Genomic DNA, 13,202 nt, shown 5'->3' with positions numbered 1-13,202 from the left:
AACCCCCACTCCAACTCCGACGCCGGCGCCAACTCCGACGCCGGCGCCAACTCCGACTCCAACTCCCACGCCCGCGCCAACTCCGACGCCCGCGCCAACTCCGACGCCGGCGCCAACTCCGACTCCAACTCCGACGCCGGCGCCAACTCCGACTCCAACTCCGACTCCGACTCCAACTCCGACGCCGGCGCCAACTCCCACTCCCGCGCCAACTCCGACGCCGGCGCCAACTCCCACTGAGACACCGACACCGACGCCGGCGCCCACTCCGACACCGACACCGACACCGACACCGACGCCCGCGCCAACTCCGACTCCAACACCGACTCCGGCGCCGACTCCCACGCCCGCGCCAACTCCCACTCCGACACCGACTCCGGCACCGACTCCCACGCCCGCGCCAACTCCCACTCCGACACCGACTCCGGCACCGACTCCCACGCCCGCGCCGACTCCGACTCCGGCCTCGGATGGTTCCCTGCTCGATGACCTAAACGCCCCGCAACTCGACTCTGCCACCATCACCCCCAACCCCGTCGAACAAACTCTCAACGGCGGCGAAGGTACCGATTTCATCATGGGCGGCGACATCAACGAGTCGATTAACGGACTTGTCGGCAACGATATTCTTTACGGTATGGGCGGCAATGACAACATTGACGGCGGTGCAGATAACGACTCCATCTTCGGCAATAAAGGCAGCGATTTCATCTCTGGCGACGCTGGCAACGATACCATCTACGCTGGCAAAGATAATGACACTGTTGTTGGTGGTGAGGGCGACGACTTGTTGAGGGGAGATCTCGGCAATGATACAGTTGCCGGCGGCGTTGGTAACGACAGCATTTTCGGCGGTAAAGATGACGATATCTTACTCGGTGAAGATGGCGACGACTACATTTTAGGCAACTTAGGAAATGACACAATTAATGCTGGAAATGGCAACGATATTGCCTTTGGCAATGAAGGTGCAGACCTGATTTTTGGCTTATTGGGAAATGACACGCTTTACGGCGGCAAAGAAAACGACAGTCTCGATGGCGGTGAGGGCAACGACTTGTTGTTCGGCGGCAATGAAAACGATGTGCTCTTCGGCGACACCGATAACGATACCCTGTACGGAGGCAAAGGTAATGATATCCTCAGCGGCGGTGCTGGTTCCGATTTCCTTTCCGGGGATGTTGGGGACGATACTTTGACCGGAGGTTCGGGAAATGATGTGTTTTTCCTGAATCAAATTTTGGGTAGCGACATCATTAATGATTTCCGCAAGGGAGAGGATTTAATTGGGTTGAATTCTGCTTTGAGTTTTAATCAACTCAGTATTACTTCCAGCAACAATCAAACTTTGATTACTGTGACGGATACCAATCAATTGTTGGCGAAGCTTAACAATATTACCCCCGGTATTCTCACTGCTAGCGATTTCACTCAGGTAACAATCTAACTGCCAGGGGTAGGGTGCGCTATAAGCAGCCAGCCCGCTTAGAAGTGGTGAAGAAAGCTCTCAAACTCCTGAAATTTGGTGGATGACGTTAGCGCCGATCGCCCCTACGGGCAGGGCTGTTTCATTCTCTTGTAAGGGCAGCCCCCCCTGGCAGCCCCAATATTTGAAACACCGATTCCCTCGTCCGTGGAGGGGGTAGGAGGGGGTAGGCACGGGGAGTAGGGGTAGCACTACCCCTACAAAAGGATGATTTCCCTGAGAATGAAACAGCCCGCCCCTACGGGGGCTACGCCCACGAATAGGAGCGATCGATCTGATTCTTTTCAACAGCGATGGGTAATAAATCTTGTTTATTGCCGATCGCCCCCACCTAGAATGAGGCACATCCGTCTATTGCAATCCTGAGCTGGCTAGCCAGCTCAGGATTGCCCGAATAAAGCAAGCTTTCTCAACCACTAAATTTCTGATTTTTGGGAAGTTTTTGCGAGGATAAAAAAAGTTAAATTTATCAAAGATTTAGGCAATTTTCCTGGTTTTCCCTAATGTGAATGTATCAGGTACTAGCTAGAGCAATTGTCAGGAATTCGGAAGGCCATAAAATCTTTTATGAATTTTACCTGACCAAGGCTTTCAAATGGTTTGATGCACTACTTATCTCGCTAATGGTGTGCATGGCAAATCTACATATAGAGGTTACCCGTGCCGGACTATTTACATTACATCCTCTGCTGTTAATTGCTTGCTATAAAAATCGCAAGTTTCACACAGCTTAAGCTGATTTGGGAGACAAGTCTCGGATTTCACTTAGGGATAAAATTAAAGTTTTCCCCTAAATTTTAATCTCCCCGATGGATCACCGAGGTTTTAATTCTGCCTACTGCCTTCTGCATCTCTAGCCTTCTGCTTTCAAGGTGAATCTACCAGCAAATAGTAAACATTCTCATGGGTATGCGAAATGAGTTCAACTTTTGCCACTAACATGGATTCACAATCTGTTCTCCACAATGCTGGTTCTAAATCTATTGTCTTCATTGATTCCGACTTAGATGACTATCAAACTCTTGCGGGTGGCGTGCTTCCCGGTGCAGAGATTATCATTTTAGATAAAAATGGTAACGGAGTAGAGCAAATTACTGCGAAACTGCAAACAATTTCTGCTGCGGGGGAAAGTGTAGACCAACTTCACGTTTTTTCTCACGGCAATTCTGGCAGCTTGCAGCTAGGTTCGGCAACGCTGACTTCGGATAATTTATCACAATATGAAAGCCTGTTGCAAGGGTGGCGAAATGCGCTAAGCGACAAAGCAGATATTGTGCTTTATGGTTGCGATGTTGCGGCGGGTTCGGGAAGCGATTTTGTCGATCGCCTGGGCGAGTTAACCGGAGCTGATATTGCGGCATCTAGCGATCGCACTGGCCGCGGTGGTAACTGGAATTTGGAGTTTGCCAAGGGTGATATTGAAGCACCGCTAGCCTTGACTCCAGAGGCAATGGCGGATTATCAAGGGACTTTAAAGACTATTACCGTTACCAACAATAATGATAGCGGGCCCGGTTCCTTGAGAAATGCGATCGCCTCCGCAGCAACCGGCGATACCATTCAATTTGCCTCCACTCTTGCGAGCCAAACAATTACTCTTACTTCCGGTCAACTTGTCATCAACAAAAACTTGACAATTGATGCAGTTGGTGCAGCCAATTTAACCATCAGTGGCAACAATGCTTCGCGGGTAATCCTCACTGAAGCTTCAACCAATGTTACTCTAAAAAACCTGATTGTTGCCAACGGCAAAGTTTCTGGTACTGACCCCAATAATCAGACAACTAGCGCAGGTGGTGGCATTCAAACAGGAGGTAGCAGCACTTTAACTTTAGAAAATTGCCAAGTCAATAATAATGTTGCCGGTTTTGGTGGTGGCATTTACACGGGTTTCCGCAGCACGACAAATGTAATTAACAGCAAGTTTAGCGGCAATGACGGTTCGCGAGCGGACAATACCGAACGTGGTGGGGGCGCGATCGCCACTAAAAGCGGCGGTGTTCTGACTATCAGAGATAGCGAATTTACCAACAACAAAGGCAGCTATGGTGGTGCTGTTAATAACCTGTTGGGCAGCATGACGATCGAAAACTCTAAATTCATCGGCAACCGCACAGAAAAAGGCGTTGGTGGGGCCGTTTACGTCGATGGCGCTAATGCTTCCGGCCCGAATGCAACCCCCGGCCCGGTGGCCGGAAATATTGCCATCCGCCACAGCGTTTTTGATGGCAATATCGGAGCGAGAGAAGGAGGAGCAGGGTTTTTATTTGGCTATCTTCAAGATAAGATAGTTTTGGAAAATAGCACTTTTGTTAACAATAAAGCTGTTAAGGATCTAGCAGGAGTTGGAGGTTCGGGAGGCGCAATTCGTCACGGAAATGTGGATCTTACTGTCACAAACTCCACTTTTGCTAACAACCAAGCTGAAGATAATGGGGGCGGTTTGTGGGCAGGAGGGAATGGAAATATTAGCGTTGTCAACAGTACCTTTTCTGGCAACAGCGCTGCTAAGCAGGGCGGAGGAATGCTGGTCGCTAACAGAGATTCCTTTTCGACTAACATCGTCAATTCGACTTTTGCTAAGAATACTGCTGAATTTTCGGGAGGTATTGCTACTTTTAACGATCCTGTGAAATCGCCAATTACTGTCAAGAATTCGATTTTTGATAGGAATACGGCAAGTAATTCTTTTAAAACTAGGCAGCACACGGGCCGGCAGCTAATCGATGGGGGAAACAATCTTCAATTTCCCGCTAAACTGACGACCGGAGATCCTAATGATAGTAATGTTACGGCAAATGTGACGATCGCAGATCCCTTACTCGGCCCTTTACAAAATATTAACGGCGCTTTCGTGCTGCCGCTGCTAACAGGAAGTCCGGCAATTGATACGGGTACTGGTGCGGGCGCGCCGGCAGCAGATCAGCGCGGTGTGAGTCGCCCTCAAGATGGTGATAATAACGGAAGTGCGATCGTTGATATTGGCGCTTATGAATTTAACCCTACAGTCACGCCGACTCCAACTCCGACTCCAACTCCAACTGAGACTCCCACACCGACTCCCACACCGACTCCCACACCGACTCCCACACCGACTCCGACTCCGACTCCCACACCGACTCCGACTCCGACTCCCACACCGACTCCGACTCCGACTCCCACACCGGAACCAACTCCCACGCCCACACCGGAACCAACTCCCACGCCCACACCGGAACCAACTCCCACGCCCACACCAACTCCGGCCGTAGATGATTGCCTACTCGATAGCCTCAACGCCCCGCAACTCGACTCTGCCACCATCACCCCCAACCCCGTCCAACAAACTATCAACGGTGGCGACACTACCGACTTCATCATGGGCGGTGTCATCAACGATTCAATTAACGGACTTACCGGCAACGATACACTCTACGGCATGGGCGGCAATGACAACATTGACGGCGGTGCAGATAACGACTCCATCTTCGGCAATGAAGGCAGCGATTTCATCTCTGGCGGCGCTGGCAACGATACCATCTACGCTGGCAAAGATCCTGACACTGTTGTTGGGGGAGATGACGAGGACTTTTTGAGGGGAGATATCGGCAATGATACAGTTGCCGGCGGCGTTGGTAACGACAGCATTTTCGGCGGTAAAGATGACGATATCTTGCTCGGTGAAGATGGGGACGACTACATTTTAGGCAACTTAGGAAATGACACAATTAATGCTGGAAATGGCAACGATATTGCCTTTGGCAATGAAGGTGCAGACCTGATTTTTGGCGACATCGGTAACGATACCCTGTACGGCGGCAAAGAAAACGACAGTCTCGATGGCGGTGAGGGCAACGACTTGCTGCTGGGTGGCAATGAAAACGATGTGATCTGTGGCGACATCGGTAACGATACGCTTTACGGAGGCAAAGGCAACGATATTCTCAGTGGCGGCAGCGGTGCTGATTTCCTCAGTGGCGATGTTGGGGACGATACTTTGACAGGCGGTTCGGGAAATGATGTGTTTTTCCTCAATCAAAGTGTGGGTAGCGACATCATTAATGATTTCCGCAGGGGAGAGGATTTAATTGGGTTGAATCCTGATTTGAGTTTCAATCAACTCAGTATTACTTCTAGCAACAATCAAACTTTGATTACTGTGACGGACACCAATCAATTGTTGGCGAAGCTTAACAATATTACCCCCGGTATTCTCACCGCTAGCGATTTTATTACTCTGTAGTTATTATAATTAAATCCGGTTTGGCTATACCTCGATCGTTCTGCGTATCCTTCGGCGGTTGAAACCAGGGCAACCACGGGGGGATTGCCCCTACAAAAACGAAGTCCGCCTCTGCAGACTGAGAGATAAAGGGAGTAGTTAAGCCGGATTTAGTATTATACAATCTTTCAATAAAAAGTAGCCAAGCCTGATAAAAATTCTCTAATCTTATGATGATCTAGCCACACATATTAATCTCTTTTTCCTAATAAAGCGGACTTGATATTATTCCGTTTTAATACGATCGCACAAATGTCTGTCCTCCTCCTTCACATCGGCATTAGTTCGCAGATAATCCCCCACGCGATCGCACGCATAACCCAGTTCATCGAGTTTGAGAATGGGCTCTAGATCCCATAAAATCACCGTGCGATCGTCCCCAACAGAAGCAATTTGTTTGCCATCGGGACTAAACGCCACCGCCCAAACATTCCCCTCATGTCGGGTTAGCGTCGTTATTTCCGTGCCGTCAATTTTCCAGAGTTTGACAGCGCCAGATGCGCCTCCCGCCACCAGCATTAGACCGTCTGGACTTAAATCAACCGCCATCATGCCTCTAGTATTTCCCTTGATAGTTTTCAGCAACGTGCCATCGATCGTCCAAAGTTTAATCGTGTCATCCATGCTCGCACTTGCCAAAGTCCGACCGTCTGGACTGACAGCCACTTCCCAAATTCCACTGCGATGACCTTTCAAAGTCTTGTTCAAGCGACCGTCCATACTCCACAACCGAACTGTGCCATCTGCACTGACAGAAACCAGCCTGTTTCCGTCGGGGGTAAAGTCCACATCGTAAACCCTAGCCTCATGTCCTGTGAACGTTCGTAGGGGCGGTGCCCCCGTGCCCGCCCTGCCCTCTGGCTTCCACAGTTTGACGGTTTTGTCGTCGCTGGCAGAAGCGAAGAACTGACCGTCTGGACTGACGGAGACATCCCAAACGCTCGCCCCATGTCCTGTTATGGTTTTCAGCAGCGTCCCGTCGAACTGCCAGAGTTTAATCGTTTTATCTGTACCAGCAAAAGCGAGTACAGGCGAGATATCTTCTTTGGCAAAGCTAGCAGGAGAGACGAAAGCAACCGAGTAAACGGGAGCCTTGTATCCCGCCAAAGACTTCAGCAACGTACCGTCTTTTGCCCACACTTTGAAGCTGCCATCCGAACTAGCTGAAGCTAACATCTGACCGTCCCGGCTGAAGTCCACATCCCAAATGATGCCGCTATGTCCGTACAGGACTTTCGAGAAAGGGTTTGTCGGGTTCCATAGCCGGACGGTATTGTCGTCGCTGGCGGAGACAGCGATTTGAGTGTTGGGAATAAAGGTAACGCCGCGGATTCCAGATTGATGCCCTTTGAGGACTTTCAAAAGCGTCCCGTCCGGCTTCCAGAGGTTGATGGTTCCGTCGGCGCTGGCGGAAGCAATGACATCGCCCGTATCGCTGACGGCAATTTCCAACACTTCCGAACTATGACCCCTGAGAGTTCGTAGCAGCGTTCCGTCGGGCTGCCAGATTTTAACCGTGTTGTCAGCGCTGGCAGAGAGAATAGCGAGACGTTTTGTGCCGTCACTGTCTGCGAGGAAGGCGAACTTAACGTCCCAAACGGCAGCCGGGTGCCCTTCCAGAGTTCTCACTCCTTTGCCGTCCTTGGTCCAGACCTTGACCGTACCGTCGGTGCTACTAGAGGCGAGCAGGTTTCCATCCGAACTGAAGGCAAGACCCCAAACCCCACCTTGATGTCCGCTTAGTGTCTCGATCAGTTTGCCATTAAAGTCCCACAGGCGAATCGTGCTGTCTTCGCTGCCAGTGGCAATGCGATCGCCGCCCGGACTGACGGCAATGTCCCATATTGCAGCGCTGTGTCCCTGAAAGGTTTTGAGGAGCTTGCCGTCTCGATCCCACAGATAAATGCTGCCGTTGAGACTGGATGTGACCAAGCGCTGGCTGTCGGGACTGAATTTGAGCCCGAAGACAGCAGCCTGGTGTTGCAGGTTGTGGAGCAGCGCACCGTCCCGCTGCCACAGCTTGACTGTTCGGTCGCCGCCGCCGGTGGCGATGAGTTGGGCGTCGGGGCTGATATCAAGGCCCAGAACCACGCTGGAATGCCCCGTCAGGCGATTGAATTCTGCCGTTCCGTAGATGGCCTGTTGCAGGACTTGTCGAACTTGCGATCGCAACTGGGGGTTGGAATTAGGGAGGCCATCGAGCCTGCGTCTGGCTTTGATGGCAGTGACGAGGGCGTCTAATCGCTGTTGGGAGGCGAATTGCCCTGTGGAGGAGATGCTGAGGGCTTGTATTTCGCTTTTGGCGGCGCGGTAATATTGCCAGAGGGCGAACATGGCGGATGCGATCGCAACTATCAGCAACCCACTCAACGCTGCAATAAACTTGCGCTGTCGCTGTGCTGTCTTTCTTTCATAAGCTACGCGCTTGCGTTCTTCTACCAGTCGTGCTTCGACTTCTTTTACTCGTTCTGCTTCCAGTGCTTGCTGCATTTCCAACTTGTCTAATTCACCAGAAGCAGCTAAAAATTGATAGTCCAAATCGCTCAAACTTTTTCCTTGCGCCCAAAATTGAGCGTCTTTCAGCGCTTGACCGCGCAACAGCCGCGATTCATCCTGTTGTTTAGAAGCAATCCAAGCATCGAAGGCTTGGGAGTAAGGGCGCAGTTTCCCTAATTGTTTCTCTACCCATTCGAGGTTAAATACTTCTCCATAAATTCGGTTTTTTACCTGCAAATAACCCGGCTGTTTGACGACTAATCCCGATAGCAATAGTTCGATTTGCTCTCGGCTGTCATCGGTTTCCACTTTTACACCTTGTAAGATTTGCTGATAAATGCCTAGCAATCTAGCTGCGCGTTGTTCGTTGCGAAGAAGGCGATCGCGTATCGTTTTCAAATGCTCTGGTTCGTCTTGCGATTCCCAGTTATCGATAACTTGCGCTTTGACCACAGATTCGACAAAAAATCCTTCAGTTATCGGTAGTATTGTTAAATCACCGCCGTAGGATTCTTTAGCAGTTTTTACCACCAATTCACATATTTTTTGGGTCATAAATGGCTGCCCTCCAGTCCAAGCTAATATTTCTTTTATAACTGCTGGTGGATTGGGGATTATATTTTGTAATCCTAAAGCTAATGGTTGTGATTCCTCACAACAAAAACCCTGCAAATCTATCGGTCGTCCGATATTAAAAGGAGTCCGATTTTTATCTACTATTAAATCGCTGGGCGTCGCTACTCCGAAAATGGCGAAGGTAATTCGATTGTATTCTGGATTGATGGCTCTTTGGTTGTAACAATACCTAATCAAGGCAAAAAAATCATCGACGGGAAAATCTAAACTTAAAATGCTATCAATTTCATCAACAAATATAATAATTCTGTCTTCTGGAAATTGGGCTAACAAGATGTCTTCGATGAAATGGCTCAATCTTTGGAGGAGAGAAACTTTTTCTTCTTGTTTCCACCAACTTTTCAAATTAACTTGTCCTAATAAGTTGAAACTTCGCCACAAATCCCCAACAATTCCTTTGTACCACTGTAAAGGAGTAATGTTTTCACTGCCGATGCGCGTCATGTCGATCGTGCTGCATTGAAATCCTTCGGCTTGCAATCGATGGAAGGTGCGAACGAGAAGGGAAGATTTGCCCATTTGTCGCGAGTTGAGGACGTAACAAAACTCGCCGTTTTTTAATGCTTGGTAGATTTGGTCATCAGCTTTTCGCTTGACATAAGTGAGTGCATCTGTATTGAGACTGCCGCCAATTTGATAGGTGATTTCCGTCATAGGTAATAGTAAGTTTGGAGCGGGCGAAGATTTAATTTATTAGTAAAAAAATCACTGTTTTTGAGTATTGTTGGTAATTCGATCGCACAAATGTCTGTCCTCCTCCTTGACTTCAGCATTGGTTCGCAGATAATCCCCCACGCGATCGCACGCATAACCCAGTTCATCGAGTTTGAGAATACGCTCTAGATCCCATAAAATCACAGTGCGATCGTCCCCGGCGGAGGCAATGAGTTTACCATCGGGACTAAACGCCACCCCCCAAACGTTCCCTTCATGTCCCGTTAGCGTCGTTATTTCTGTCCCGTCGGTTTTCCAAAGCTGGAGTGCCCCAGTTGAGCCTCCCCCCACCAGCATTTGACCGTCTGGACTGAAATCAACCGCCATCATGCCTCTAGTATTTCCCTTGAGGGTTTTGAGCAACGCGCCATCACTCGTCCAGAGTTTAATCGTGTCATCCCTGCTAGCAGTTGCCAAAGTGCGACCGTCTGGACTGATGGCAACTTCCCAAACAGGGCTGCGATGACCCTTTAGGGTCTTGGAAAATCTACCGTCAAGACTCCACAACCGAGCAGTGCTGTCGCTACTGGCTGAAAGCAGCCTCTGTCCGTCAGGGGTAAAATCCACATCGTAAACCCTGGCCCGATGCCCTGTGAAAGTTCGTAGGGGCGGTGCCCCCGTGCCCGCCCTGCCGTCCTTGTTCCACAGTTTCACAGTTTTATCGTTGCTAGCAGAAGCCAGTAGCCCATCTGGACTGACGGAGATATCCCAAACTCCAGCTTCATGACCTGTTATGGTTTTCAGTAGCGTCCCGTCGAACTGCCAGAATTTAATTGTTTTATCTTCACTAGCGGTAGCAAGGAAAGGTGCGATCGCAGGATTGGCAAAGCTAGCACCAGAGAGGAAAGCAACCGAGTGAACGGCAGTATCGTTTCCGGCAAAAGACTTCAGCAACGTGCCGTCTCGCGCCCACAGTTTGAAACTGCCATCGGAAGAGGCGGAAGCTAGCATCTGACCTTCGGGGGAGAAATCCACATCCCAAATCGTGCCGCCATGTCCGTAAAGGACTTTCGAGAAGGGGTTTATCGGGTTCCACAGTCGAGCGGTATTGTCGTCGCTAGCGGAGACAACCATTTTACTGTTGGGAATAAAAGCAAGCCCTCGAATTCCAGATTGATGCCCTTTGAGGACTTTCAACAGCGTCCCGTCCGGCTTCCAGAGATTGATAGTTTGGTCGGCGCTGGCGGAAGCAATCACATCGCCTGCTGTACTGACAGCGACTTCAAACACTTCCGAACTGTGACCGCTAAGAGTAAGTAGGGGCTGTGCCCCCGTGCCAGCCCTTCCGTCTGGTTGCCAGAGTTTGACAGTGTTGTCAGCGCTGGCAGAGACAATGGTGGGACGTTTTGTGCCACTATTGTCTGCAAGCAAAGCAAACTCAACGTCCCAAACTGCGGCGCTGTGACCTTCCAGGGTTCTCACGAGTTCGCCATCTAGAGTCCAGACCTTGACCGTATTATCTGTGCTGCTAGAGGCGAGGAGGTTTCCATCCGGGCTAAAGGCAACACCCCAAACTGCACCTTGATGTCCTGTCAGAGTCTTGAGCGGTTTGCCATCAAAGCTCCACAGGCGAATGGTGCTGTCTTCACTGGCGGAGGCGATGCGCTCACCGTCTGGACTCACGGCGATCGCCCAGATCGCAGCGTTGTGTCCCTGAAAGGTTTTGAGCAGTTTGCCTTCCCGACTCCACAGATAAATGTTGCCGTCCACGCTGGATGTTACCAGGCGCTGGCTGTTGGGAGTAAAACGGAGGGCGTAGACGCTGCTGATTGTGTGTTGGAGAGTATGCAGCAAGGTACCATCCCGTTGCCACACCTTGGCTGTTTGGTCGCCGCCTCCGGTGGCGATGAGTTGACCGTCTGGGCTGACATCAACTGCCAGAACCGGGCTGGAATGCCCCAACAGGCGATTAAATTCTGCCGTTCCATAGATGGCTTGTTGCAGCACTTGTTGAACTTGAGATGGCAACTGGGGGCTGGAATTAGCTAGGCTGTCGAGCCTGCGTCTGGCTTTGATGGCGCTCACGAGGGCATCTAATCGCTGTTGGGAGGCGAATTGCCCTGCAGATGAGGAGGATAGAGCTTGAACTTCGCTGATGCGGGCTTGCTGCTCGCTGGTGATGGCGTAATGATATTGCCAAAGGGCGAGAATGCCAAAGGCGATCGCAACTATTAGCGCTGCACTCAGCGCCCCAAGAAATCTTCGCTGCCGCTTCGCTGTCTCTCGCTCCAAAACCAACCGCTTGCGTTCTTCTGTGAGTCTGGCTTCAACTTCTCTGAGCCTCGCTGCTTCGAGCGCTTGCTGCACTTCCAGCCTGTCTAATTCAACAGAAGCGGCTAAAAAGTGATAATCCAAATCGCTCAAACTTTTTCCCTGGGCCCAGTAGGAAGCGTCTTTTAACGATTGTCCGCGCAACAATCGCGATTCATCGGTTTGTTTTGAAGCGATCCAAGCGTTGAAAGCTTGGGAGTAAGGACGCAGTTGCTCTAACTGTTTTTCTACCCATTGTAGGTGAAACACTGCTTGATAAATCGGGTTACTGACCTTTAAAAAACCTTGTTGCTTTACTACCAAACCTGACAGCAGCAATTCGATCTGCTCTCGACTATCATCCGCTTCACTTTCACCAGCTTGTAAGAGGTTTTGATAGATACCTAAGCTACGTGCAGTAAGTTGTTCGTTGCGAAGGATGCGATCGCGAATTGTCTTTAAATGCTCAGGCTCATCTTGCGATTCCCATTTATTGATGATGTTTTCTGTCACCAAGGATTCCACAAAAAATCCCTCGGTTCCCCGTGGAATTTTTAAATCACCCGTGTGGGCTTCCCCCGCCATTTTTACTACTAATTCACATATTTTTTGCGTTAAAAAGGGCTGTCCTCCCGTCCAATATAAGATTTCTTTGAGAACTGCCTGCGGATTGGCTATGACCTTTTCTAACCCTTGCGCTAATGGTTGCGCTTCTTCTACGCTAAATCCTGACAAATCGATCGAGTGTCCGATATTAAAAGGTGTCCGATTTTTATCTACTATTAAATCGCTGGGTGTAGCTACTCCGAAAATCGCGAAGGTAATCCGGTTATATTCTGGATTAATGGCTCGTTGGTTGTAACAATAACGAATCAAGGCGAAAAAGTCATCGACGGGAAAATCTAAGCCTAAAATACTATCAATCTCATCGACAAATATAAAAATTCGCTCGTTAGCAAAGGTTTTTAATAAAATTTCTTCAATAAATTGACTCAATTTTTGCAGGAGAGAAACTTCTTCTTGTTCTTGCCACCAGGTTTTTAAGTTGACTTTTCCTACAAGATTGAAACTGCGCCACAAATCCCCAACAATTCCTTTGTACCACTGTAAAGGAGTAATGTTTTCACTGCCGATGCGGGTCATGTCGATCGTGCTGCATTGAAATCCTTCGGCTTGCAGTCGATGGAAGGTGCGAACGAGAAGGGAAGATTTGCCCATTTGTCGCGAATTGAGAATGTAGCAAAACTCGCCTCGTTTTAAGGCTTGATAAAGTTCGATATCTGCTTGTCGTTCGACATAGGTAGGCGCATCAGTTGTGAGACTGCCACCAATTTGATAAGAGTAATCTTTCATAATTGA

At 49.7% G+C, this 13,202-nt stretch carries 4 protein-coding genes; 2 read left to right on the top strand and 2 right to left on the bottom strand.

The annotated features are described in order from the left end of the window. A partial coding sequence (locus QUB24_RS24630) for a calcium-binding protein (protein WP_333156162.1) occupies window positions 1-1,447 on the top strand: 1,447 nt, incomplete at its 5' end. Between the two features lie 955 nt (window positions 1,448-2,402). Continuing rightward, window positions 2,403-5,708, top strand: coding sequence for a DUF4347 domain-containing protein (locus tag QUB24_RS24625; RefSeq protein ID WP_333156161.1), 3,306 nt, complete (start codon window positions 2,403-2,405; stop codon window positions 5,706-5,708). Between the two features lie 264 nt (window positions 5,709-5,972). On the opposite strand, the gene QUB24_RS24620 is transcribed toward QUB24_RS24625, so the two are convergent. Then, complete coding sequence (locus tag QUB24_RS24620; RefSeq protein ID WP_333156159.1) at window positions 5,973-9,533, bottom strand: AAA-like domain-containing protein; 3,561 nt, start codon at window positions 9,531-9,533, stop codon at window positions 5,973-5,975. A 51-nt stretch (window positions 9,534-9,584) separates the two neighbouring features. Beyond that, window positions 9,585-13,196, bottom strand: coding sequence for an AAA-like domain-containing protein (locus QUB24_RS24615; RefSeq protein ID WP_333156157.1), 3,612 nt, complete (start codon window positions 13,194-13,196; stop codon window positions 9,585-9,587). Window positions 13,197-13,202: the final 6 nt, after the last annotated feature.

This window comes from Microcoleus sp. B9-D4, from assembly GCF_036705105.1.
In the GTDB taxonomy this organism is placed as follows: domain Bacteria; phylum Cyanobacteriota; class Cyanobacteriia; order Cyanobacteriales; family Microcoleaceae; genus Microcoleus.
The sequence above is the reverse complement of the archived record's forward strand: the minus strand, read 5'-3'. Positions and strand labels throughout refer to the sequence as shown.

Coding starts and splice junctions, on each gene's coding strand:
- QUB24_RS24625 (WP_333156161.1), top strand. CDS start 2,403: ATGAGTTCAACTTTTGCCACTAACATGGATTCACAATCTGTTCTCCAC.
- QUB24_RS24620 (WP_333156159.1), bottom strand. CDS start 9,533: ATGACGGAAATCACCTATCAAATTGGCGGCAGTCTCAATACAGATGCA.
- QUB24_RS24615 (WP_333156157.1), bottom strand. CDS start 13,196: ATGAAAGATTACTCTTATCAAATTGGTGGCAGTCTCACAACTGATGCG.